18 protein-coding genes and 1 tRNA gene are annotated in these 24579 nt (G+C 57.9%); 9 read left to right on the top strand and 10 right to left on the bottom strand.

The features are described from left to right. The first annotated feature begins 10 nt into the window (after nucleotides 1–10). From AC2TEM_RS10250 to speB, 7 genes are all read left to right on the top strand, one after another. The gene (locus AC2TEM_RS10250) at nucleotides 11–1501 is read left to right on the top strand and encodes a di-heme oxidoreductase family protein (RefSeq protein ID WP_480856175.1); all 1491 of its coding nucleotides are present in this window, start codon (nucleotides 11–13) and stop codon (nucleotides 1499–1501) included. A gap of 3 nt (nucleotides 1502–1504) precedes the next feature. Next, nucleotides 1505–2515, top strand: coding sequence for an imelysin family protein (locus AC2TEM_RS10245; RefSeq protein ID WP_170420423.1), 1011 nt, complete (start codon nucleotides 1505–1507; stop codon nucleotides 2513–2515). Between the two features lie 3 nt (nucleotides 2516–2518). Next, a complete protein-coding gene (locus AC2TEM_RS10240; RefSeq protein WP_170420421.1) occupies nucleotides 2519–3604 on the top strand; it encodes a DUF1513 domain-containing protein in 1086 nt (361 codons plus the stop codon). A 102-nt stretch (nucleotides 3605–3706) separates the two neighbouring features. Next, nucleotides 3707–5596 carry a biosynthetic arginine decarboxylase gene (gene speA, locus AC2TEM_RS10235; protein WP_170420419.1) on the top strand — a complete coding sequence of 630 codons (1890 nt, stop codon included), beginning with the start codon at nucleotides 3707–3709 and terminating at the stop codon, nucleotides 5594–5596. A 22-nt stretch (nucleotides 5597–5618) separates the two neighbouring features. Continuing rightward, nucleotides 5619–6830: a saccharopine dehydrogenase family protein gene (locus AC2TEM_RS10230; RefSeq protein ID WP_170420417.1), complete on the top strand. Its 1212-nt coding sequence runs from the start codon at nucleotides 5619–5621 to the stop codon at nucleotides 6828–6830. 87 nt (nucleotides 6831–6917) lie between these two features. After that, nucleotides 6918–8087: a carboxynorspermidine decarboxylase gene (gene nspC, locus AC2TEM_RS10225; protein ID WP_170420415.1), complete on the top strand. Its 1170-nt coding sequence runs from the start codon at nucleotides 6918–6920 to the stop codon at nucleotides 8085–8087. Beyond that, a complete protein-coding gene (speB, locus tag AC2TEM_RS10220; RefSeq protein WP_170420413.1) occupies nucleotides 8084–8926 on the top strand; it encodes an agmatinase in 843 nt (280 codons plus the stop codon). Before nspC ends, speB begins: the two co-directional genes overlap by 4 nt. Here the strand turns inward: speB and AC2TEM_RS10215 are convergent. Then, on the bottom strand, nucleotides 8923–9513 hold the full coding sequence (locus AC2TEM_RS10215) for an HD domain-containing protein (RefSeq protein ID WP_170420411.1): 591 nt from the start codon (nucleotides 9511–9513) through the stop codon (nucleotides 8923–8925). The genes speB and AC2TEM_RS10215 overlap by 4 nt on opposite strands. Before the next feature lie 102 nt (nucleotides 9514–9615). On the opposite strand from AC2TEM_RS10215, the gene AC2TEM_RS10210 reads away from it, so the two are divergent. Next, complete coding sequence (locus AC2TEM_RS10210; protein WP_170402209.1) at nucleotides 9616–10449, top strand: LysR family transcriptional regulator; 834 nt, start codon at nucleotides 9616–9618, stop codon at nucleotides 10447–10449. Nucleotides 10450–10451: 2 nt separating this feature from the next. Here AC2TEM_RS10210 and lptF read toward each other — a convergent pair whose 3' ends face one another. The 8 genes from lptF to AC2TEM_RS10170 all read right to left on the bottom strand — a co-directional run bounded on the left by lptF (nucleotide 10452) and on the right by AC2TEM_RS10170 (nucleotide 23152). Then, nucleotides 10452–11591 (bottom strand): LPS export ABC transporter permease LptF, encoded by a 1140-nt coding sequence (lptF, locus tag AC2TEM_RS10205; protein ID WP_170420409.1) that lies wholly within the window; start codon nucleotides 11589–11591, stop codon nucleotides 10452–10454. A 72-nt stretch (nucleotides 11592–11663) separates the two neighbouring features. Then, nucleotides 11664–13079: a flavin-dependent monooxygenase QhpG gene (qhpG, locus tag AC2TEM_RS10200; protein ID WP_480856174.1), complete on the bottom strand. Its 1416-nt coding sequence runs from the start codon at nucleotides 13077–13079 to the stop codon at nucleotides 11664–11666. 4 nt (nucleotides 13080–13083) lie between these two features. Then, a complete protein-coding gene (locus AC2TEM_RS10195; RefSeq protein ID WP_170420405.1) occupies nucleotides 13084–14394 on the bottom strand; it encodes a radical SAM/SPASM domain-containing protein in 1311 nt (436 codons plus the stop codon). Continuing rightward, a complete protein-coding gene (locus tag AC2TEM_RS10190; protein ID WP_170420403.1) occupies nucleotides 14391–16151 on the bottom strand; it encodes a ferritin-like domain-containing protein in 1761 nt (586 codons plus the stop codon). The genes AC2TEM_RS10195 and AC2TEM_RS10190 overlap by 4 nt, the downstream gene beginning before the upstream one ends. Beyond that, on the bottom strand, nucleotides 16144–17817 hold the full coding sequence (locus tag AC2TEM_RS10185; RefSeq protein ID WP_170420401.1) for a hypothetical protein: 1674 nt from the start codon (nucleotides 17815–17817) through the stop codon (nucleotides 16144–16146). The genes AC2TEM_RS10190 and AC2TEM_RS10185 overlap by 8 nt, the downstream gene beginning before the upstream one ends. A 39-nt stretch (nucleotides 17818–17856) precedes the next feature. Beyond that, nucleotides 17857–19422 carry an FAD-binding oxidoreductase gene (locus AC2TEM_RS10180; RefSeq protein WP_170420399.1) on the bottom strand — a complete coding sequence of 522 codons (1566 nt, stop codon included), beginning with the start codon at nucleotides 19420–19422 and terminating at the stop codon, nucleotides 17857–17859. Nucleotides 19423–19542: 120 nt separating this feature from the next. Next, nucleotides 19543–22848, bottom strand: a complete 3306-nt coding sequence (locus tag AC2TEM_RS10175; protein ID WP_170420397.1) for an adenylate/guanylate cyclase domain-containing protein — start codon at nucleotides 22846–22848, stop codon at nucleotides 19543–19545. Between the two features lie 228 nt (nucleotides 22849–23076). Next, nucleotides 23077–23152, bottom strand: a tRNA-Trp gene (locus AC2TEM_RS10170). 142 nt (nucleotides 23153–23294) lie between these two features. Between AC2TEM_RS10170 and AC2TEM_RS10165 the strand changes: the two genes are divergently transcribed. Beyond that, nucleotides 23295–23999, top strand: a complete 705-nt coding sequence (locus AC2TEM_RS10165) for a DUF374 domain-containing protein (protein WP_170402235.1) — start codon at nucleotides 23295–23297, stop codon at nucleotides 23997–23999. A 34-nt stretch (nucleotides 24000–24033) separates the two neighbouring features. On the opposite strand, the gene AC2TEM_RS10160 is transcribed toward AC2TEM_RS10165, so the two are convergent. Further along, on the bottom strand, nucleotides 24034–24255 hold the full coding sequence (locus AC2TEM_RS10160; protein WP_170420395.1) for a hypothetical protein: 222 nt from the start codon (nucleotides 24253–24255) through the stop codon (nucleotides 24034–24036). Nucleotides 24256–24579 lie beyond the last annotated feature (324 nt).

Raw genomic sequence — 24579 nt, 5'->3', positions numbered from 1 at the left:
CCTTGCATCGGTGGCCGCACTCACGGCCACCTCTTCCCAAGCCACCGAGCTGCGGGACTCTCATCTAAATTTCCTTCCAAGAACTGCCGAAGAACGCGCCCGGATCGATGCTGTCACAGCAACGCCGGAAGAATTCAGTGTGCCGCAACGGTTCGAAGAACTGTCTGCTGGTGCTGCGACCGTGCGGGCTCGTACTGATGCGGACGCGTTTTCTCAGCCCTCCGCCAATTTAAGCTTCGAACAGGAGCTGGACTTCAAAGTCGGCAACGGGTTGTTCAAAAAGATCTGGGTCTCGTCTCCGTCGTCCACTCTGGCTTCGGACGGTTTGGGTCCGCTATACAACGCCCGCTCGTGTCAGCGCTGTCACATCAAGGACGGGCGCGGTCATACGCCTAACGGCCCGGATGACAATGCCGTCTCGATGTTCCTGAGAGTTTCGGTTCCCGGCAAGCCAGAGGGCGCGCCTGCCGAGATCGAAGACTATATCGCCACCCTGCCTGATCCGAGTTATGGCACTCAACTGCAGGATTTCGCTCTGGCAGGCCATCCCGCAGAATATCGGCTGGACATCAAGTATGAGGAAGTCCCCGTCGCGCTGTCCGATGGCGAAATGGCCTCGCTCCGCCGCCCCAGCTATAAGGCCGCCGATTTAGGCTATGGCCCGTTGCACCCGGACGCGATGCTTAGCCCTCGAGTTGCGCCGCAGATGATCGGACTGGGGTTGCTGGAATCAATTCCGGTTGAGGACTTGCTGGCCAAAGCCGATCCTGATGACGAAGATGGCGATGGTATCTCGGGCCGTCCGAACATCGTATGGTCGACGGAATTTGGCGAACCAATGATGGGCCGCTTTGGTCACAAGGCCGGGATGCCCACGGTGATGGAGCAATCGGCGGCGGCCTTCGCAGGTGATATCGGCATATCAAGTCCGCTTTACCCCGCGCCGTACGGCGATTGCACCGAATTACAGGCCAACTGCATTGAGGCACCGCACGGAGATAACGATGCGCGGGGTTTCGAGATTGACGCAATTGGCATGGACCTCGTCGCCTTCTACAGCCGCAATCTCGGTGTTCCGGCGCGCCGAGACACCGATGACCCTGAAGTGCTGCGCGGGAAAGAAGTGTTTCTTGCTTCGGGCTGCGCATCCTGCCACACGCCTGCTTATGTCACCCACAGGATGCCCGATAGGCCCGAACAGAGCTTCCAGCTTATCTGGCCCTATACCGACCTGCTGTTGCACGACATGGGCGAGGGTCTGGCCGATCACCGCCCCGAGGCCCGCGCAACGGGCCGCGAATGGCGCACGCCGCCTTTGTGGGGCATCGGCCTGACCCAGCGCGTCTCAGGCCACACCCAATTCCTGCACGATGGTCGCGCGCGATCCCTGCTTGAAGCCATCCTTTGGCATGGTGGCGAGGCGCAGGCCGCCCGTGACACGGTTGTTTCAATGCCAAAAGCCGACCGCGACGCTCTGATCCGCTTTCTTGGGAGCCTCTGACCCATGCGTAGCCTTACTTTCGCCGCCGCCCTGCTGGTGCCCTTGGGCGCCTTTGCACAGGATCGTGTTCCGATTTTGATGGATGTGACCGAAACGCATATTCTACCGCGCTTTGCAGAGCTGGCTGACGCAACCGGTGCTTTGTCGACCACAGCCCAAACAGATTGCGAATCGGAGTCAGACGACCTGCGCGCTGATTACGCCACGGCATTCGATAGCTGGATTTCGGCCAGCCATTTACGTTTTGGGCCGTCCGAGGCTGACGATCGCGCTTTTGCACTGGCTTTCTGGCCAGATACCAAAGGATTCACGCCCAAAACCCTGTCCCGACACATCGCCAGTGAAGACACTGCCGTCGACGACCCTGATGCCTTTGCCGAAACCTCAATCGCCGGGCGCGGCTTTTTTGCATTGGAACGAATGCTCTTTGATCCAGCGATGACAGAACAAGGAAGCGCCGACTATCGTTGCGCGCTTATCCGCGCCATCACCACTGATATCAACCGAAATGCCGTCGCGATCAACGCGGACTGGCAAAGCTACGCACCACGACTGACGCAGCCGGGGGACAACAGCCCCTATCGCTCGGGCGATGAGGCAATGCAGGAGCTGTTCAAGGCGCTTACAACGGGGCTAGAGTTCACAGCCGACACACGCATTGGACGCCCTTTAGGAACGTTCGAGCGTCCGCGCCCGAACCGTGCTGAAGCGCGGCGGTCCAAGCGGTCGTTGCATCATGTCACGCTGTCTCTGATCGCCCTGCGTGACTTGGCCGCCCGTCTGTCCTTTGACCACCCTGAGATTGCTGCAGATCTGGATGCCGGTTTCGCGCGGGCCATCGACCGGGCTCAATCACTGGACGACCCCGCCCTCGCCGGTGTTGCGACACCGCAAGGTCGCGTCCGCATCGAAGCGCTGCAGCAATCGATCAACGCCATTCGCGAGATCGCCGCGACCGAGCTTGGCCCGACGCTCGGCATCAGCGCCGGATTCAACTCACTGGATGGGGATTGACCATTGACGAACCGCCGCGAATTTCTTGCAGGCCTTGGTGCCGCCAGTCTTGCTTCGGTGCCGGGCTGGGCGTCCGTCGGCGCGCCCCGCTATCTGGCCGCTGCCTTATTCCCAGATGGTAGCTACCGCCTGTCCGGCCTGGATAACTCGGGCGCAGTTTTGTTCGCTATACCGCTACCCGTGCGCGGGCACGCCGCCGCGGCCCATCCGTTCAAAGCCCAAGCGGTCGCCTTTGCCCGCCGCCCCGGGACCTTTGCAATTGTAATTGATTGTACAGATGGTTCTGTCCTAAAGCGGCTGGAGGCACCCAATGGCCGCCACTTCTACGGGCATGGTGCATTCTCGGCTGATGGAACACAGTTTTTCACAACCGAAAACGACTATGAGGCCGCAGAAGGTGTGGTTGGCGTCTGGGACGCGATCAGCTTCGCACGGCTGGGAGAGTTCTCGTCAGGTGGGATAGGCCCCCACGACATGCGCTTGCTGCCCGGTGGCGACATATTGGTCATCGCCAATGGCGGCATCGAGACACACCCCGACAGCGGTCGGACCAAGCTAAATCTGCCAACGATGCAGCCCAACCTGAGCTATCTCGACATTTCGGGTTCGATTTTGGAGCAAGTGGAGCTACCCCGCGCGCTGCACAAAAACTCGATCCGCCATCTTGCGGTGCGTGACGATGGTCTAGTGGGTTTTGCAATGCAATGGCAAGGCAGCCAGACCAAGTACCCTGCCCTTCTGGGTCTTCACCGAAGGGGCGAAAAGCCTCGCCTTTTGTCAGCGCCCGAAACGCAGCAAAGAGAGTTGCAAGGGTATGCTGGCAGCATTGCCTTTTCCACCGATGGCCAATCGGTTGCGATCACCTGTCCGCGAGGCGATGCATTGCACCGCTTCGACGTAAATAGCGGAACATTCATCGAAGCTTTAGTGTTCGAAGATGTTTGCGGTTTAGGCGCCGGCAAGGCTGGGTTGGCGTTTACCACCGGAACCGGTGCATTTGGCACTCTGACAACCACCGGCGCCGAAATCACCGCGCGGTCGGATTGCCAGTGGGACAACCACCTGATCCCGATCCGTACATACGGCTAGAATTCGGCGGCGAACCCTCTCACAGTTTACACTTGGACGAATCAAACCGCTGCCGTATTGGCAGGCGCTAAACCAGCACACCCAAGTTAAGGACTGATCTGATTGAAACAGACGCCCGACGCACCGCATTCCATCTACGGGGTTGAGAAATGGGGCCATGGCCTCATTGAGGTGACAGAAAGGGGCGAGATAGCTCTGCGCAATCCGATGGCCCCCGAGGCCGAGGCAATCAGCCTGCCGGGTATCCTCAGCGATCTTGACGACCGGGGGATCAAAGCCCCGATGGTCTTGCGTGTTGCGTCTTATCTAGAGCATGAAATCGCGCACCTGAACGAGAGCTTTGCCGAGGCAATCGCGCGCGTAAACTATAAGGGCCACTATCGCGGTGTTTTTCCGATCAAGGTGAACCAACAGGCGCAGGTGGTCGACCGGATCGTCGAGTTCGGCAAGAAATACAATTATGGCCTTGAAGCAGGATCAAAACCCGAACTGGTGGTGGCCCTGGCCCATCGCCTGGCCCCCGAAGCGCTGATCGTCTGCAATGGCGTCAAGGATGCTGAATTCATCCAATTGGCGATCCTGTCTCGCAAGATCGGGTTCAACACCGTCATCGTGCTGGAAAGCCCAAAAGAGGCCAATACCGTCATCGAGGTCTATAACCAACTGGGGATCGAGCCCCTGATAGGCGTTCGGGTCAAATTGACCAATCAGATCAGCGGCAAATGGGAAGAAAGTTCGGGCGACCGTTCCGCCTTTGGAATGAACACCGACCAGCTTGTTGCCACCGTGGACAAGCTCAAAGCGGCGGGATTGCTGCACTGCCTCAAGCTGCAACATTCGCATCTGGGTTCACAGGTGCAAGACGTTAACGATGTGCGCCGCGCTGTTGGCGAGGCATGCCGGTATTACACCGAACTCTCGCGTGAAGGCGTACCACTCAGCTATCTGGATCTCGGCGGCGGCATGGGGGTGGATTACACGGGCGAAAAAAAGGCCGCGGAAAACTCGATCAACTACACGGTCGAGGAATATTGCGCCAACGTAGTCGAAACCGTGGCTTACGCCATGGACGAGGCTGAAATCGACCACCCCACACTGATCACCGAAAGCGGTCGTGCGGTTGTTGCGACGTCGTCCATGCTGGTCTTCAACGTGTTGGAAAGCACACTCTACGACGCCCCGAACGGACCAATGGCCGAGCCCGATGACCACCACATGGTTTCGGACCTCGCCGCAGTACACGGCTATCTAAGCAAGGATCGGCTGCAGGAATGCTGGAACGACGCAACTTTCTATCGCAATGAATTGCGCGCGCTTTTCAGACGCGGGTATGTCGACCTGCGCCAGATGGCCCGGGCCGAGCGCATCTACCTGTCCCTTATGGCCCGTCTCAAGGCCTTGGCGGCATGTGATGATCTGGACACGGAAGTGGATGACCAGCTTGAGAAGGTCGCAGACATCTACCATTGCAACTTCTCGCTGTTCCAATCCCTCCCCGATGTCTGGGCCATCGACCAATTACACCCGATCGTGCCGCTGCAAAGCCTGAATGAAACACCAGACCGACGCGCGGTCCTGTCCGACATCACCTGCGACAGCGACGGAAAGATCGACCGATTCATACTGGCCGACGGCGTGTCCCCCAGCCTGCCAGTGCATTCGCTGCCCGAAGAAGGCGAGTATTTCATGGGCGTCTTCTTCGTTGGTGCCTATCAGGAAACACTTGGCGACCTGCACAATCTGTTCGGCGACACCAATGTAGTCACCATCGACCTGCGAACCGACGGTGGCTTCGACTTGCTGCATGAACAAGAGGGCGACACAATTTCTCAAGTCTTGTCTTATGTGGAATTCGACCCGCAAGACTGTGTCGCCGCGTTCCGCAAAATGGTAGACGAGGCGATTTCGACCGGTACTCTGCAAGCCAAGGACCGAAAAACCCTGTTGAGCGCCTATCGCGACTCGATCAACGGCTACACCTATTACGAATAACCCCTTGAGAGGAGACTATCCCATGGGCAAAACACTGGTTGTCGGCGCGGGCGGCGTGTCCCACGCAGCCGTGCACAAAATGGCGATGAATTCGGACATCTTTACCGAGATCACGCTGGCCAGCCGCACGAAATCGAAATGCGACGCCATCGCAGCGGCCGTTAAGGACCGCGTCGGTGTGGAAATCGCGACTGCCGAGTTGGACGCCTACAAGGTTGAAGATACAGTCAAACTGATCAAAGAAACGGGTGCAGAAATCCTCGTAAACCTGGCCCTGCCGTATCAGGATCTGGTTCTGATGGACGCGTGTCTTGAGGCCGGCATCCACTATCTCGACACCGCGAACTATGAGCCCGAGGACGAGGCCAAGTTCGAATACCACTGGCAATGGGCCTATCAAGAGCGGTTCAAAGAGGCTGGTTTGACTGCCATCCTCGGATCGGGCTTCGATCCGGGTGTTACATCCGTCTTCGCCAAATGGCTGAAGAAGCACAAGTTGGATACGATCCGTCAGATCGATGTGCTGGACGCGAATGGCGGCAGCAACGATCAAGAATTCGCCACCAACTTCAACCCGGAAATCAACCTGCGCGAAGTGCTGGCCGAGGTGCGCCATTGGGAAAACGGCGCATGGCAGCACAGCCCGGCGATGACCCACAAGGTCGAGTTCGACTTCCCCGCCATCGGCCCCAAGAACATGTACCTGATGTATCACGAGGAACTGGAGTCGCTCAGCACCCACTTCCCCGAGATTGAGCGCGCCCGCTTCTGGATGACCTTCGGTGACGCCTACATCACTCACGCCAAAGTGCTGGAAAATGTCGGCATGACCCGCATCGACCCGGTGATGCATGACGGCAAGGAGATCATCCCGATTCAGTTCTTGAAAACCCTGCTGCCCGATCCCGGCGATCTGGGCGCGGAGACCAAGGGCAAAGCCTGCATCGGTGACATCGCCACAGGTCAGGCCAAGGACGGCTCGGGCGAAAAGACCTATTATATCTACAACATCTGCGATCACGAGGAATGCTACCGTGAGGTCGGCAGCCAAGCCGTCAGCTACACCACCGGCGTCCCCGCCATGATCGGTGCGGCGCAGGTGCTGAAAGGCAACTGGACCCAGCCGGGCGTGTGGAACATGGAACAGCTCGACCCGGACGACTTCATGGACATGCTGAACACCCACGGCCTGCCGTGGCAGGTCCACGAACTCGACGGCCCCGTCGATTTCTGATCCGCATCAGCTTCATCTGGCTATAAATATCTCGGGGGGTCCGGGGGCAGCGCCCCCCGGCCTCTCCACAATCCGGAGACACCCGAATTGTCCGACATGATGACCACCCAAGCCGGAGATGCCGGAGCTTTCCGCAATTTCGACTTCAACCGCGTGCCCACCCCTTGCTTCGTGGTCGATGAGAAAGCCGTAGAGCGCAACCTGACCATCCTCTCCGAGATCGGCACCTGTTCCGGCGCACATGTCCTGAGCGCGCTTAAGGCGTTTTCCATGTTCTCGCTGGCCCCACTGGTGCGCCGACACCTCGGCGGCACTTGCGCGTCCGGCATCTATGAGGCGCGGCTGGGGCGCGAGGAATATGGCGGCGAGGTCGCAACCTTCTGCGCCGGATATAAAGACGCGGACATGGACGAAATCCTGTCGCTATCGGACCACATCATCTTCAACTCACCCGCGCAAAAGGACCGCTTTCTGGCAAAAGCCCAAGCCGCCGGCGTACAGGTCGGTCTGCGCATCAATCCGGAGCATTCCGAAGGCGAAATCCCCAAATACGACCCTTGCGCGCCCTGCTCGCGTCTGGGCACGCCGGTCAGCCAATTGACCGCCGAGACTATGAGTGGCGTGGACGGGCTGCACATGCACACGCTCTGCGAACAGGGGTTCGAGCCGTTGCAGCGGACTTGGGACGCGGTTGAGACAAAACTCAAACCGTACCTTGGCCAACTCAAATGGCTGAACTTCGGCGGCGGGCATCATATCACCCGTGATGACTATGACCGCGACGGGCTGGTCGCCTTCATCAAATCCATCCGTGAGACACACGGTATCGACGTCTATCTGGAACCCGGTGAGGCAGTGGCCCTGGATGCGGGCATTCTGGTTGGCGAAATCCTCGACTTGCCGACCAACGGTATGACCCTTGCGATCACCGATATCTCGGCCACCTGCCATATGCCGGACGTCATCGAAGCCCCCTATCGCCCCGCCCTCATGGATGAGGCCGAGGTGGGCCATACCTATCGCCTGGGCGGCCCGTCCTGTCTGGCGGGCGACGTGATCGGTGACTACACATGGGACAAACCACTGGAAATCGGCCAGCGCTTTGCCTTCCTCGATCAGGCGCATTACTCGATGGTCAAAACCAACACCTTCAACGGAGTTCCGCTGCCGACTATAGCGCTGTGGAACAGCGAAACGGACGAACTGAAAATCATCAAACAGTTCGGCTATGACGACTTTAAAGGCCGCCTCTCATGAGTATTTTCCTCGACAGTGAACTGTCCGCATCCGAGAGCACCGAGGACGCGCGGTTCCGTGTGATCCCTGTGCCGCTGGAACGCACTGTATCTTACGGGGCGGGCACCGCCAAAGGCCCGGACGCAATTATCGAAGCCAGTAATGAACTGGAACGCATCACTGGCCACGCCGAGCCCTGCGTCGAGGGGATCTTCACCGAAGAACCCGTTGACTGCGATGCAGCATTGCCAGAGATAATGGAACGCCTAGCCCAACGCACGGAAGCGGCCGTTCGCGCCGGCAAAATCCCGGTGACGCTAGGTGGAGAGCATTCACTTAGCTACGGCGCAGTGTTGGGTGTTGCCCGCGCTCTAAACCAACCGATTGGTATCGTGCAAATCGACGCCCATGCTGATCTGCGCAACGCCTATCAGGGCGAGAAACACTCTCACGCCTCAGTCATGCATCTTCTTGCCGAAGAAGGTATCCGTCTGGCGCAATTCGGCGTTCGCGCCTTTTCGACCGAAGAAGCCCAAAGCCGCCTGAGAAACCACGTGTTTCATGTGGACGCCGAAGAACTGGTTACCGGCAACATCCACTCGGTTGATCTGCCCAAGGATTTTCCCGAACTGGTGTACGTCAGCTTTGACGTTGATGGGCTGGACCCGGCAATCATGCCCGCCACTGGAACACCCGTCCCAGGCGGGCTGGGATATTATCAAGCACTGCGCCTGGTGGAACACGCCCTGAAGGGCCGAAAATGTGTGGGTTTCGACGTCGTCGAACTGGCCCCGAACGGCAATGCCGCCTGGGATTTTACCGCCGCCCAGATCGTCTATCGACTGATGGCCGCCTGTTAACCCTCGGCGGTCTCATTCAGTTCCATGTGCCCTTCGCCTCTGTTCAGAACGCGGCGTAGCATGGGTTCGAAGAACTCCAGCGGTTTGGTCGGATAATCCGGGTCGAACGCCTTCTGATCATATTCATGACAAAAATAGCGGCAGTCCTCCCAATACGGGCTGTCGCGATATTTGTCGCGGGCATTCCGATCACCACCTAGATGATGATTGTAGTAGTAGCCCTGAAACACGCAGTGGTGCTTGAGAATCCAGTGTGTCTTCTCACTGACATAAGGCTTCATCATCGCGGCGGACAGTTCCCCGTGATTATAAGGCGACAAGATATCGCCGGTGTCATGGATCAGGGCAGCCACAACCAACTCTTCATCAGCGCCGTCCTCATACGCTCGTGTCGCGGCCTGTAGGCTGTGCTGATAGCGATTCACCGGATACGGCGTCCATTCTTCATCCAGTGAACGAATGGCGTCCAGTATGCGATCCGGCAAAGCAGCGTTGTAGCTCTCTTCATACTCCATGACCGCATCCCAGTCGGCCTTGGTCGCCTCTTCAAAACTGGTCCAGGTGGGTTTGTGGCTCTTGTCCAGCATCGCGCGAATCCTTTGGCTACGTTCGTCAAATCACTTTAAAGCGGCAGATATAGGCAAAAAAATGAATTGATTTTATCAATACGATCAAAAAATACTTTCAATATGCAAACCAAATCTCTGGAAACATTTTTAAGCGTAGCGGAAACCGGTGGGTTTCACTCAGCGGCCCGTAAATTGAATGTAACCCAAACCGCAGTCAGCGCCCGGATCAGGGCCCTGGAAGACGCAACAGGCAAACCGCTGTTCTCGCGCGGGGCAGGCGGAACGGTATTGACCGAGTACGGTCGCCAATTCAAACCCTATGCTGAACAGATGCTGTCGCTGTGGTCGTTCGCAGCCAACGACCTGCCTGAACAGATTCAAAATCGGTTGGCACTGCGTCTGGGTGCCCAGTTGAGCGTGTGGGATCCGTTACTGGTGGACCTTGCTGTTCGCTTTGAACAACGGTTTGGACAATTGCTTTTAACCCTGAATTACGACCATGATTTGGATATGGTCGACGCCGTTGCGACCCACGTACTTGACGCCGCGCTGACCCATGAAAAACCTGCGGACCGGCGCGTGGTATTCCACGAACTTGCGCCCGAACGGCTGTCTTTGGTTCAAAGCAGGAAGGATGCGAACACCGACGCTGAACGGGTATTTGTCAACATAGAACTGGGCGAGACCTACCGGGATCATGTCCGTTCCACAGCGCGTCTCGCGACAGGGCAAACTATCTTTCTGGGTAATTGCTTGATGGCTTTACGCTATCTCCTACAGCGTGGCGGGTATGGGTATTTCCCGGACTATGTCATCACTCAGCATCTGAACTCGGGCGAGCTGTTGCGCGAGAAAGATGCGCGCGACTTAATGCTACCGCTGTATTTGGTGGTCCGTTCGGATAGTCAAGAAGTTGAAAACATCCTGCAGTGCCTGGAGGAACTTCGCCGCTGACTTCAGACCGGTGACGGCTTTGTTGCTCCGTTTCTAACCCTTTTTCGCAGCAAGGGTCGCCCCGCGGCCAGTAAAAACAGAACCGACACAAGCACGCCCATAACGGCGGGAAGATACAGCAAGCCCCAAAGTCTGGGATCATTGATGACGAACGGGGATACGAATCCCCGAACTCCCTCAAGCAGGACCAGAATGGTAAAGGCACCCAGGATCTGAGGCCAAAGCCCAAAGCGCGAAAAGCTACCCAGCATCAGGGTCGAATATCCGACCAATGCGACCGCAATACATATCGCAATCCACGAGAACCTCTGGTGCAGCTCATCCACCAGATGGCCGATGCTGTGATCATCTTTCACTGAGACCGCTTCGCGATCCCAGATCAACTCGACCGTCGGGATGGCTTCAAGGCTGCGATGGCCCATACTCGAATTCTGGGTCAGTTCGGAAATGTCGTAAGAGGCGTCTTCGAACAACGTGGATGACAGCGTGTTACCAGCCTGATCATACCGCAGCGCAATCCCATCCAGCATAACCAGATGAATGCCCGAAGCCTGATTGACCAGATAGGCCGTAGCACTGGAATAACTGACCGGGTTAATCCCATCGCGACGGTCCGAGACGAAGACTTCGCGCAGCGTTCCGTCCAAATCGATATCGCCGATATAGACGGTTACACCTTCTGCTGGATGCAAGAATTCGCCCTCATTCAACAGCTGTGCGGTGACATCTCCGGCAACTTCATCCTGTCTTAATTCCAGTTGATCAACCGATGCAGGTCGCAAAAAGACGCTGATGACAGCCATCATCAGTCCCGCACTGAGCCCGAACACCAAGACCGCGCGCGCCAGTCGCCACGGGCTGGAGCCTGTTGCCAGCATCACCGTCATCTCGCTTTCGCGGCTCAAACGGTTGGTGGCGTAAACAGCGGCCGCAAACACCGCCATGGGCATGACCGTCCGGATCAGCGTCGGCAAGGTCAACGCCGTGAACTCCAGGAACACCATCGCCGATTGGCCGCCGCTGATGACCCGATCAAAAAGGCTGACCGAACGCGTGATCCAGAACACCCCGACAAGCACAAGGGTGAAAAAGCCAAACAGCACCAGCAATTGCCGCAGGAAATACCCATCAAAACGCGACATGCGACCTCTTGTTTCTTGGCGATTGGCGTTGCGGCGGACTTTAGGTGATTCAACGCGCCGAGGAAACCTCGATTAAGCCTGATCAGCGGCGGGGATCACGATGCGATGATACCAAAGCCAGCGCAGAATGCGCGACGCCGTGTGCGTGGCCAAAACCTCTGACCAGCTCTTGATGATGTTCAAAGTGGTTGTCGGGGCGCCCAGCCGCTCTAACAACGGTCCCAGCATTGCGCCCTCCAGATTTGCAACTGGCCTTGGAAGATTCGGGTGCCCTATGACAAGGCCGGGTTCGATATGCGAAGCGGTTTGCAAGCCGGAAGTGATGAGCTTGGCCTGAGGTGACAGGATCAGGGGCTGATCATCACGCAACGCCTCCGTGTTTGGATCGAACGCTGGGGACTTTACCCAATCCAACGGCTTTGCGCGCTCAGCCCAGAAGGGCGAAGGATCAACAGCATGCTGCCGTGCATAGAAATCGGCTGCGAGCGCTGCATGGGTCTGCATACGCTCGATTTGCCGATCCGCATAAAAAGACAAGGCCAGATCACTATGTTCGGGGGTTGTCAGAAGCGTGTTCACCACAGCTGCGGCCTGCACCGCCTGCCCCATCGCCAATTGCACTCCCTGCGACGACAAAGCGTCGACCGCGAAGCTGGCCTCTCCGACCCGCAGAAGGTCGCGTGTTGGTGGTGTTGTCTCGGCCTGGCTGGTCGCATCCGCCCGCCGCACAGGCCCGATACGGCGCTGTTCCAGACAGGGCGCTAGTAGTGTCGAACGGGCCAGAAGATTCAGATAGAGATCGCGTCGATCTGCGGGTGGCAGCCCAATGCAGGCGCCGGGATCGATAAAAACCATTGCGTTGACCACTCCTCCCGGTAACAACGCGCCCCAATACCAATGTCCTTGTCCCGCCTCGACCCGGGCTTGCGGGCCAAAGCCCGGCGGCACGTGCCAATAAGCATAAAGCGCCAACAAAGGTTGGGATGCAGGGAGAAACCTGCGGCCCAGCCCGGCTTGCCGTCCCGCTGCGTCCAGCAGGATTTGTGCCTGGATCCGAAAGGCGCCCGTGTCGGTCCGAACGGGAATCTCCCAACCAGACTGCTGGCGCACCGGGCGGTATGCGCGCGCAGGTTGGACGACCTGCGCCCCTGCCGCTTGTGCTGCACGTAACAGCACCGCATCAAACTGGCCCCGGTCAACCAAAAGTCCGGGGTGATCACCGTCGACGCCGCGACGTTCGAACGCTCCGGCCCAATGCAAAAGCGATCCGCTTGCACGCAGAAAACCGGTTTGGGAAACGGTTTCGTCGACCCCCAACAGGTTCAGGATCGGCCAGATAGATGGCGGCAATGACTCGCCGACATGCTGGCGCGGGAACGTTTGCCGCTCGATCAGGCAGACACGCCGACCTAGCTGAGCCAACCTCAGCGCGGCAGAACTACCTGCCGGGCCGCCTCCGATCACGCAGATTTCGGTCTCAATCTCCATCCGTTCAGGCAGAGGCCACCTGAGCGGACACGCCAAAATAATCCGGACGTGCTTCGGACAAGCGGACATAGGCTTGAAGGCAATAGTGCAACCAACCTCGAATGTAGTCGCAAGCGGGGCGTCCGCGATGGATGACCTCGTGATGACAGCCGCCGCCGCACAGATACCGCGCCCAGCAAGTGCCGCACGGGGACTGGGTGTGCACGTGACGGTTCGTCAACCAATTTTCTCGCCGAAGATCAGGGCCATCATAGACATCGCCCATGGCTCCGGCTTCGTCTTCAACAAAGCGATGGCAAGCGAACAGGCCGCCATCAGCGGACACGCCAAAATACCCGCCCCCTGCCCCGCAGGCATAGGGCCGATGGGTGCCTCGGTGGATCTCCTGCATCGCCGCTGCCATGTTCGAGAATGGGTAGCGCCGCCCTTCGATTACCGCCGCCTCGAAAACTTCGCCGCAACGGATCATCTGCGATAGCATATCGTCCAAATCACTCCGGTTCAGTTCATGCTGACCGTTGGGCGAGGCCAGCATGGGCGAGAATCCAATCGAATGAAATCCCATTCCCACAAACCGATCCAGCGTCTCTGGCAGGTTCATATTCTTCGGCGTAACCGTTACCCGGGCACCAACCTGCATACGGTGTTGAGCTGCCAGCAAAGGCTCGACCCGCTTCAGGATCGTATCAAAACTACCCCGACCGCCACGATTTGGGCGCAGCTTGTCATGGACCTCGCCCACGCCATCCAGACTGATGGTGACAGCAAATCCATGCGCTTCGAAAAACGCCGCATCCTCGGGGCGTAGCAGGGTCCCGTTGGTTGTGATCGAGAACCCGACGCTCAACCCGTTGGCCTGCGCCTGATCGACGGCATATTCCGTAGTGCGTTGCACCAGATCGCGGTTGATCAGAGGTTCTCCACCCAAATAGGCGAGGTTGATCCGCACACCGGGTTCGGCTTCGGCCACCAGCCGATCAACCGAAGCCTTGGCGACTTCCCATTCCATATTCCGCGCGGGTCCGCCAAATTCTCCCCCTGCAGCATAGCAATAAGTGCAAGCCAGATTGCATTTCTGCGCCACTGCCAGTGACAGCGACCTCACGGGCATACTCTGAGGCGGCGTGTCATCGATGAAAGGTGTTCCATCCAATCCCATGGACCTGAGGAAAGCGCTCTGACTTCTCTTGTCCATCGTTGCGAATTGGTCCGCCGTCCCCTCAGGCACATCAAACACGCGCGATCCATCAACGGCCAGCATGTGATCTCCATGCCCTGTGTCAAAGAAATGCACCTGCGCGGCGGGTGGGATCACGCCTTACCCTCCGTCCAGAACGGGATGCCAATCCCCTTGGCGGCCAGCGCTTCGCCCTCGACGCGGAACAGCTTCATGTCATCGCGCACCTGCTGGATGTAGGCCTGGGAGTCTTCAAATTTGCCATCCGCTTCAAGCGTATAGGCGTTGGCTAACCCATCCTTGACCTTAGCGTAGAGTTCCAGCGCCGTCCTGGCCTCCTCTTCAGTGCCAACCTCAATCTGACGCAAATAGGCAGGCGTGCCCTCTCCCGTATCGTATTTGGCCAAAACGTCCTTCATTTGACTGAAGCGCAGGAAGTGCTCGTCCCCGTCAGTGTCGATCCGTACCGCCAGCGCATAAAGGCGGCGTTCCGGGAACAAATCCTCCTGCTCCAAAGTCGCCACACATTGCGCATAAGCGCGGTCGATAAAGCCTCCGGGGCGCTCGATCTCGATGAAATCCGCAAGCGCTTCGGCCGTTAGTGGCCTCAGTGCGCGCGGCTGAGTCTTACCCTTGCCCGCCGGCAAGGTTTCGGACGGGGTCAAGATGGGTTCATACCCCTCGGGCTCAAGCTCCCAAAGCAACTGGTTCGCCCAGCGCATATGGGTCATCTCGCCAATCGCGACCTCCAGCACCGAACGCCGGGCAAATATCAGATCGTCTTTCAGCGTCGGCCATTTTTGGGTATCCGCCGTCTCGGGATCAGCCAGAGAGAAATAGGCGTAAAGATATTGCAGGCTCAGCGTCATCTCCATCGCGGCCAGACGCGTCTTGAGGTCCTCGATCATCGCCTGCGGCGTGTCATAGGGCTCCACGCCTGGCATTTCGGGATCAACTTCATAAACCTCGCCCGTTTCGCGGCCTTCAACGACGATAGGCAATTCGCTCCACATCTGATTCACCTGATAATGGTCAATCTGGTAGGGGCGGTTTTGTTCGACCGTATTCAGCGCCGCGACGTTACCGGACGGAGACTTGTCCGAGCGCAGCCAATCCAGATAGGTCTCGGCCTCGATCGGGTTCTTTGACTGGCCCGAGGGCAGCTGATCGTCATGGGCTACCTCGGCCATCACCACATCGGGGTGGTTTGAGGGCCAGTAGTGGCAGCCGCAGTCACGGAAATCATGGGACCACGGATTGCACAGGCTCTGCGTCAATTCACCGGGGTCATAGGCTTCGCTGAAGACACCCGCCTCGGTCCGGTACTGGCGGCGGAAACCGTGCAAGACAACCTGCTCGGTATCCACGATGCCCTCATGATTGCGCCGTTCCAGAGCAATGCTGACCGGTTTGTCATCGCCATGTTCCAGACTGCGGATAAACCGCCAGATCATCAGCCCGTCATAGGGTGTGCCGTCTTCCTCCTTGAAAGTGATGCGCTTACCGCTCTGCTCGACCCATGACAGGAACCAGCGCCCCTGGCTGAGCTTTGCGCCCACGTCGCCGCTGTAGGCCTCCAGCAAGGTCTGTACCCAGTCTTCGGCGCTATTGTCGGGCAGCATCGGGTCGTAGAAATAATCGACAAAGACCAGATGGAAGCCTTGCGAGTTTTTCGGCGCCTCGGGCACGGGGTTCAGCGGCACCCGTGCCGCGTTGAACACCAGACCGGGGAAAAAGCGCCGGTCCAGGTTACGTACATCCATTTCCAGACCGGGAAAGCAATTGCCCACCGATCCGTCCAGTCGCGTGTTGTCGGGGTTGCCCGGCACCTTATACGCCGCGCGGGCGGTCAGGTTGCGCGGTTTGACGCGGATTTGGCCGGGTTGATCAGACATTCTGAGCCTCCGTTTCCTGTGCAACCAGATAGTCGATGAACGAGATCACCAGATGGTACTGCCTGCGCGACAGCGACAGCGGGTAATAGTTGGAATCGCGCATATAGGGCGGCATCCGCGCGTCGTGCATCGAGTCGCGGATAATCCGAGGATCGCGAAAATCCGGGTTCGGATTTTGATCAGGGTTCGGGTCGGTTTCAAACTCGGTCAGGATACCATATGGTGGACGCAGCAGTGTTTTAACGAAATCCGGGCGACGGCGTAGGAAATCCAGCAGGTTGGCCTCGTCAATCAACTGCTCATGCACGAACTTCGTCGCCACTGTATAGGGCAGCCGATCATTCGGCACGGAGTTCGAAAAGACCGAGATCGGTTGCGGGCGGATCAGTTCGTCGATCTTGTCCGGCGGCCTTGCATCCTCCTCCGTCATGGATTTCGCATCGGTTGACGGCAGGCCCGGCGTCGGGGAAATCCCGGTTTTCGCCTGTAATTTGGCATTGTCCTTCAAACCTTGCGCGCGGATATCGTCGAGGTTGATCAGGCTGTTGGTCTCGAAGGCGCGGCGGAAGATATCGACCACCTCGTCTTTGGCCTGGGTGTAGTTTTCTTCAGTTACCGAGATTAGCGACAGATCACGATCGGCCAGATCATCCTCAAGGCTGTAGAACGGCCGCGCATCAGGTGCAAAATCGGGTGGTCCGGTCATGATCGTGGCGCGCGCGGTCAGGCGTTCGCCACGTACTGCCAGCGTCGCCTCGATCACGCCATCGCTGGTGTCATCGGCCACTCCCCAGGATTGGTCATTGCCCACACGGGCACCGTCGTAACTATCGTGCGGCTCAGGGTCGTCCGAGGTGCCGGACATCATGATCCATTTCGACCAAGGGGTGTCGGGGTTCAGGATGCGGTTCTGTTCGGGCACGATTTCGTGGATGCGACCATATTCCGATTTCGGCGGGTCGTTCTGATAGCCCGGTACGGCCAGCGTCGCCGGACCGTATGCAGCATCAGGCGGGCCATAAACCTCACCTTTCGGAGGCATAAAGCGCAGGCGCAGGATGCTGCGGTCGATGAACTCCCCTTCGACCGGTTCATCATGACCCTGCACAGGATGCATCACACGGATTGAGCCTAGCGGGATCGGGTTATGCTCATAGACCATCGGCTGTTGTTCGGACGTATACGGGCTGAAGGCCAGCAGGGGTTTCGGGGTGAAATCCTGACCCGCAATCTCGACCCGTGCACGAAACCCGCAAGCCGCGTCGCCAGTCCGGCGCTCGGCCTTGGTGTTCCCGACGGTGACCGAATAGCGCACGTTTTGCAGCGACAGGCCCTGATCGTCGAGCAGATCGAGCGTCACCGGTGTCTCATATTCCTCGCCCGTCTCGGCATCATGCATCCGCGCCCACAGCTCAAAGAACGGGGCAACCGGGCGCAACGCGCCGCCTTCGTCGCGAAAGCGGATTGTGTCAGGATCAGGAAGATAGGCAGTGACACTGCCATCTTCGATCTCGCGAAAGGTTATGTTCGACCGGATGACCGTTTTGTTGTTGCCATGGGCATCCATGTCCTGCCGCCACTCATAGCTTTCCAGCGGTGTCTCGCCCGGTCCCAGGCGAGCAACCGCCATGGGTGGCAGAAAGAATATCTCTTGGATCGTGTCCATACTGGGCCCTCCCCCGTTTGGCCTTGGCAGCCCCCGCTTTCAGGGGTTCGAATAGCTCTCGTATGTGATCGTTGGGTCGTCGAAGATCGACTTGGACGTATCTCGGATGATGTCTGGCGGGGCTTCATCCGGCACTGGCGAAATGCTCTGCTGATAATGGAAGAAATTATGCGGGTCGAATTTCTGCTTCACGAACAGCAACGAGTTGAAATACTCGCCCCAGTATTGCCAGCGATAGTTCTTCTGAGTCCGCCGTGGATAGTTCTGATAGACGCGGTCAATGAAATAGCCCTCTTCGGTCATCAGCTCCATGAATCCGTCGAGCCACGGCACAACGATCTCTTTTTCTTCTTCCGATACCCAGAACACATCGACGTAGAAGTTCAGCGACACATCACGGTGAATGAAGGCATTGCCTTGTTTGCCCAACGGCATCCGATTGATCGCCCCCCCATAGGGTTCGATGGCCACAGCGCCATAAGCGTTGGGCGTGCTGTCGAGATAGTCTACGACGCGCTGCCATTCGGCTTCGTTGAGCTGGCGTTCAATATATCCGGCCTGCTTATCTTCACGCGCCTGATCGGGGACGACGGGGATGTCATATTTGTCGTCATATAACCATGAGTTGATTTCTTGATAGGTGCCATAGTTCTGGTCGTCCTCACCCATCTCGCCGCCGATTTCATCGCTCAGCAGGGGCTGGACAAACGCGTTCCCCTCTTCGGACGTGCCATCATAGAGCGCCGACACCAGCAGTACCTTTCGATCTCCCTGATAGGCCAGAAAGATATAAGCCCCGAAACGGTCATCTTCGCAGGTGCGCATGTAGTTGGCCTGCAGGTACTCCAGTGCCTTGGCGGCTTTGTCCAACGGCCATGTGATGTGGCAACCCCAGACTTCATACAGCTGGTGCAGCTGGTAGCGGATTTCCAGCAACACACCAAAGTTGTTGCCGGTCCCACCTCGTATGGCCCAGAAGAGGTCGGAGTTCGTGTCTTTGTCCGCGATCACGATACTGCCGTCCCACAGCATCACGGTGACACCCAGAACGCTGTCGCAAGCCATCCCAAGCCGGCGTGAGGTAAAGCCATAGCCGCCGCCCATCATGAAACCCGCCACGCAGACATCCTGACAGGCCCCGCCCGGCACGTGCAGGTGATAAGAGTTTAATTCCGAATTCAGCATCTTGAACGGTGTGCCCGGACCGACATAGGCCATCGGCACCTTTGGATCGACGGTCACGTAACGCATTCGGCTGGTATCCAGCACCATCTGGTTATTGACCGAATACCCCGCCGTGCTGTGACGCCCTGACCGCGCAACAACCCACAGATCATGCTCGCGCGCGAAAGCAAGGCTGGCGCGTACATCCTGAATGGTCTCGCAATAGACGATGATCTCTGGGTAGTCCTGGAAAGCCGGATTCCAAACCTGCCGGTCATTGTTGTAATCCGCGTCGGTTGGCAGAGTGACCGTTCCGATCAGTTTCTTCTCAAATTCACGTATCTCATCGGGCGTGATCGAATGGTACTGCTGCAGCGCCAGATCGGTACGGCTTTGCGCCAAGACATCCTTGGCCAGAAGTGTTTTGCTGATCTTACGCATTAGGTCTCCTCATACCACAAGAGCGGGGCGCCGGACTGGTGACCCAGCGCTTAAAAGTCGAAATTCAGGTATCATCCCAACTCTGCCCGCGCCCAAGCTGGCAGCAAGTTGGCCTTCGGGTCAAGTAATCGTTTCCATCAACGCTCGTGCGTCTTTGAGGTCCGGCAGTTGGGCATCTTGATGGAAATGCGACATGACCGAATTCAACGCCTCACCAACCGGTTCGCCTCGGCGTTGCCGCCACTCCGCCAACGCAACCGCCGCACGAAGCTCGTAAAGCCGCGCGCCTTGCCTTTGCGCTGTTTCGATAGCACGCAACAGCAGTGGTTCAGGATCGCCCCCGGTCTTGGCTACAAGGGCGGCCTCAATACGCAGTTGATCGGCCTCGGCCCATTTCTCTTCGGTTTTGCTCAGAACATCTCTGGCGTGCGTCAGAGTCTGATGCGCAGCGTCGTGATGGCCGGCGTTTGTCTGAATCTCGGCAATCAGCGAAGGGAAGAAAGTCTTGTAATTTCCGGCCCCAACCGACCACCAGTCTTCCGACGCCTGACGCAGGTCCTCGATATGTTCGACTTCAGAGGTCGTGGTCGCCTTTGCCCAGCTTTCCCATAGCCGCGCAATGGTCGCCATAAAGGGTAGCGAATGCTCCTCGGCGACTTCGGACAGCGCCTTAACATCCCTTTGCAATGCAGGGATGTCGCGCGCCAGCAGGTGAACCTTGCACATGTAAACCAAGATCTGCGCCACACTATGCGCGTGCTTGAGGTTCTTGGACCATTCCAGCGCTGTATTCTGCACCTGCAGGGCATCTTGATGCCGACCCATCAGGCAATAACATGTGCCCAGAAATGCTGATGTAATCGCGGCATGATCCGTTCCATAGACATAGGCTAGCTGGCTGTGCTGATCAAAATCATAAAGCGCCCAAGCTTGCTCAAGATGGCGCTTTGCATCTGACAGGTTGCCCAGATGCAATTGCACCGCCCCCATGGCGCGATGACCGACCATGCGGTGTTCGGTCTTGCCGCTTGTCGCCGCCAGATCGAGGATCTGCGCAGCCACGCCTTTCGCCAATCGATATTCGGCACGCACAAGATGGAATGCATATAGCCCGTTGAGCACAGGAAACAGCCGCTCGGTCTCGTCAGCTCGGTGACATAGTTCGCGCAGACGCCCATAGGCCTCACCCGTCGCATCCCCCGAAATACCGCTTGTTGAGCGCAGGACACCGGCACGCAGAATCTGGATGTCGATCTCTTGCAAATCCCGTGCACGGCTCTTTGGCAGATCGGCAAGCTGATCCAGAGCTTTCGACAGATGGGTCAACGCCTCGGCCTGGGCCGAGCGTTCGATCGCTCGACGCCCCGCGCTTTGCCAGTGCATCACGGCCTCATCCGCGCGTTGGGCCAACGTGTAATGCTGTGCCAGAACCTCGGGCTGAGTCTGGGCCAGTTGCGGCTGGTTCTCTAGCAACGCACCCGCCGCGCGGTCATGCAGCGACTGCCGTTCCGTGCGCAGCAGGCTGTCATAAGCCATGTCGCGAATCAATGCGTGGCGGAAGATGAACTCATCCTCTGCCGCATCCGGGGCTTGAAGAATGATCCCGGCCGATGAGAGCTGTTCCAGTCCGGCCTGCAGAACCGTCGGAGACAGAAACGAAACAGAGGCCAGCAACGCGATCGAGAACTGCCGCCCGAACACGGCGCCGGTTTGCGCCACTTCTTTGGCCTTGCCCAAACGGTCTAGACGCTCCATCAGCGAATCCTGCAACGTGCTGGGAACTGAAAGCGATGGCAGGGGGCCGCGCACGACATACCCCTTGTCGCTCAAGCGCAATTGCCCCGATTCCAAAAGACCGCGGGTCACTTCCTGGACATAAAGCGGAATGCCATCCGTCTTGGCCGCAATAAGGTCGCAAACCTCGGGTGGTACAGGGTGCCCCCCCGCCACCTCAGCTACGATCTCAGCCACATCCCGATTGGTCAAACGCTTCAGAGGTATACGCAGGGTATTGTTGTGGTGACCCCAACCCGGATCGAAACCGGTACGTGCTGTTACGACGATCAGCACCGGTAAGTCCCGAATATGTTCGATCACCCGATCTGTAAGAGACAAGGTGGTCGGATCAACCCAATGCGCATCTTCGAACAACAGCAACACCGGTCGTTCTCGCGCTAACGTCGCAAGCTGTTCTGTCACTGCCTCCAACGTCTTCTCAAGCTTCACTTGCGGCGGCAGGTCGAGAGGCCCCAGCGTAGCATCAGCATCAACGCTCAACAAATCGGCGATCAGGCGCACATGCTCAGGCGGGTGATGGCGCAAGAGGTACGAGAGTTTTCCCAGTTTATCCTCATCGTTGTCTGTCGGCGCAAATCCTGCTGCGCGTTCCAGATGCTGAATGATCGGATAAAGTGCCGAGTTGGCATGAAAGGGCGAACACTGGAAGTTCAGGCGAAGCGCGCCTTGATCCAGCACTTCTTGGCTAAGCCCCTCAATCAGGCGTGATTTGCCGATCCCCGCCTCGCCAGTGACAAGAACCGATTGTCCAGCGCCCTGACTTGCCTCATTCCATTTGTCGGTCAGCTTGCGGAACTCTGCCTGGCGCCCAATGAGCCGACCAGAACCGGCATCAGGCATTATGTCAAATCTGCGCTCGATCCGCGCCTGCCCTGTGACGCTCCAGGCTTGTATCGGTTCCGAAAACCCTTTCAGTGCGAAAGACCCGCGATCCTGCAGTTCAAATGCATTGCCCACCAATCTGCGAGTGGATGGGCTGATGATCAGTGTATTGGGCTCGGCCAAACTCTGCAAACGTGCTGCCAGATTGGGTGTCCGCCCCATGACCACGTCATGTTCCTTCAACCCTTCGCCATGGATCTCGCCCACAACGACAAGACCGGTCGAAACACCGATCCGCGCAGTCAGACGCTCCTGGCCTTCCATGCGATTCAATCCTTCAAGAATATCCAGACCCGCATGAACGGCGCGCGAGGCCGCATCTTCCACCGCGTGAGGATACCCGAAATAGATCATCGCCCCGTCACCCATGAAATCGGCGATATGTCCACCAAAGCGAGCAACCGAGGTCGAGCAAATTTCCTTGAACCGCCGAAGCAGCTCCCCCAAGTCTTCGGGATCAAGCCGCTCGGACATGGCAGTCGAGCCAACCAGATCAACAAACATAACTGTCAGTTGCCTCCGCTCGGCGACAATCTTCCCACTGCCTTGCACCGGGGTCGGATTGGCATCCCGCGCCTGCCCCAATGCGGCCATCAATCGGCGCCTTGGTCCAAGTGGCAGCCCAAGGTCGATCAAATCATGTTCGGAGAGATGTGCGAGATCGGCCAATGTAACTTCGTTCGACGCGAATACCGGCGCATATTTCGACAGCCCGTGTTCTTCAAGGAATGCGTCGATCTCTGTCATTATCCCCGTTGTCCCCGATCGTCTCCGGGTTCCCCTACCCGGTCAGGCTTGCATATTGTGACACAAAAGCCGAACGACTTTAGCACATTAGCTGGACAGTCCTGATGGCTTTTCCTTCAGCCTTGATCAAGCTTTTTCTTTATTGCCGCACACGTCAAGTGAATTGCGCCACACGTATGCACCAAGCCCGCGCCTCTGTTGCAGGAATTTCGCTTGTCCGGTGGGAAATGGCAGGGGCAGCAGGGTTCGAACCCGCGACCTACGGTTTTGGAGACCGTCGCTCTACCAACTGAGCTATACCCCTAGGCTGGGCCATCAGATATGACAGAGGCGCAGCGGACTCAAGAGGCTTTTTGAGTTTTCCGAACACTTTACCGCTGACAAAAAAGTTGCGCCCGGCGCGCAGTTCTTTAAGACAAGGCTCGGCCAGCAGGAGGACCGCAGCCTTGAGCATCCGCAAGAAAATCGCAGACAGCGAAGCCGTGCTGAACTGGGTCGCGCGACGGATCGCAAGCTATATCCGGTTGGTGCATCGCAACACACGCTGGCAGCGCATCGGTTACGAAGAGCTGGATCAACTGGCCGAACAGGGCGAACCGGTCATCGTGGTGCTGTGGCACCAGAGACTGGCACAATCGCCATATTTCTTCCCTCTGGACAAGGGCCGCATCTGCTCGATCACTTCGGCAGCGCGCGCGGGTAGCATGGTGGGGCGAGTGCAGAAGCTGTTCGGGATGGATACAATTGCAATGTCCAGCCGCAAGCGCCACGTCGCTTTGTCGCGCGAAGTGCTGGGAAAGATGAAACAGGGTATCTCGATTGGCATTGCCGCCGACGGCCCTCGCGGACCCGAGCGGGTATCCTCGACCGTACCGCTGGTCTGGGCTCGCACATCAGGTAAACGAGTTTTCGGCATCACCTATTCCGCGCGGCACGGGCGCGAAGCCGGAACTTGGGATCGTCTGCTGATGCCTCGCCCCTGGCGCAACGACGGCGTATTTCTGTGCCGCGAATGGACCGATCCAGTTCCACGCAAGGCCAGCGAAGAGCAGATTGAGGCCCTTCGTCTGAGCCTTGAGCAGCATATGAACGACATCACCGCCGAGGCCGACCGGATGGTCGGACGTGAGCCATGGGCAAAGAGCATGTGAACCCAGAACCCGGCGTGAAACGACTATTGCGCCGTTAGGCCGCGTCTGCGCTGGTTTTGACCGAGGTCGCTCCTCTCGCCATGCTGTCCGACATTTCAGCAAGCTTGATATCAAATCGCTTGCGCTCTCGGCAAAAGTCGCTGATTTTGCACTCAACTTCCTGTTCGTCGTCACCGAGAACAGCGGCTCGCATATCATCCAAATCCTTGCTGTGAAGGATTTGCGTTCCATAGTTCAGAAATTCAAAACCAAACATCTTAGTCTCCCCTGATCGCCGGGACGCACTCGATTTGCGCGTCACCCTTGCTGTTGCAATAGAGAGCTGGGAGTTCAGTCTTCGTTTGGAGTGGACGGTAGATTAAGAATGCGAGATCGACAGCTGTTTTGTTCAATGAACTCAGCTTGCCCGAGATCATTCGACGAATAATCTCAATGCGCCGAGAAGATTGGATGAGAAAAGGCCGCCCCATGTGGAGCGGCCTTCTTTAGTTCACCGATTTGTCGGGCCAAAGCCCGACTACCGTGATTACTCGATGATTTTCGAGACGACGCCGGCGCCGACGGTGCGGCCGCCTTCGCG

The sequence above is a fragment of the Ruegeria sp. HKCCD3925 genome, assembly GCF_057221175.1.
Note: the sequence above shows the minus strand (reverse complement) of the source record. Positions and strands in the feature narration are given on the sequence as shown.

Excerpts from the sequence above, each read along its gene's own strand:
- AC2TEM_RS10180 (WP_170420399.1), bottom strand. The coding sequence starts at position 19,422 with ATGCGTAAGATCAGCAAAACACTTCTGGCCAAGGATGTCTTGGCGCAA.
- AC2TEM_RS10190 (WP_170420403.1), bottom strand. The coding sequence starts at position 16,151 with ATGTCTGATCAACCCGGCCAAATCCGCGTCAAACCGCGCAACCTGACC.
- AC2TEM_RS10230 (WP_170420417.1), top strand. The coding sequence starts at position 5,619 with ATGGGCAAAACACTGGTTGTCGGCGCGGGCGGCGTGTCCCACGCAGCC.
- AC2TEM_RS10210 (WP_170402209.1), top strand. The coding sequence starts at position 9,616 with ATGCAAACCAAATCTCTGGAAACATTTTTAAGCGTAGCGGAAACCGGT.
- AC2TEM_RS10215 (WP_170420411.1), bottom strand. The coding sequence starts at position 9,513 with ATGCTGGACAAGAGCCACAAACCCACCTGGACCAGTTTTGAAGAGGCG.
- lptF (WP_170420409.1), bottom strand. The coding sequence starts at position 11,591 with ATGTCGCGTTTTGATGGGTATTTCCTGCGGCAATTGCTGGTGCTGTTT.
- speB (WP_170420413.1), top strand. The coding sequence starts at position 8,084 with ATGAGTATTTTCCTCGACAGTGAACTGTCCGCATCCGAGAGCACCGAG.
- AC2TEM_RS10185 (WP_170420401.1), bottom strand. The coding sequence starts at position 17,817 with ATGGACACGATCCAAGAGATATTCTTTCTGCCACCCATGGCGGTTGCT.
- AC2TEM_RS10175 (WP_170420397.1), bottom strand. The coding sequence starts at position 22,848 with ATGACAGAGATCGACGCATTCCTTGAAGAACACGGGCTGTCGAAATAT.
- qhpG (WP_480856174.1), bottom strand. The coding sequence starts at position 13,079 with ATGGAGATTGAGACCGAAATCTGCGTGATCGGAGGCGGCCCGGCAGGT.
- AC2TEM_RS10160 (WP_170420395.1), bottom strand. The coding sequence starts at position 24,255 with ATGTTTGGTTTTGAATTTCTGAACTATGGAACGCAAATCCTTCACAGC.
- AC2TEM_RS10245 (WP_170420423.1), top strand. The coding sequence starts at position 1,505 with ATGCGTAGCCTTACTTTCGCCGCCGCCCTGCTGGTGCCCTTGGGCGCC.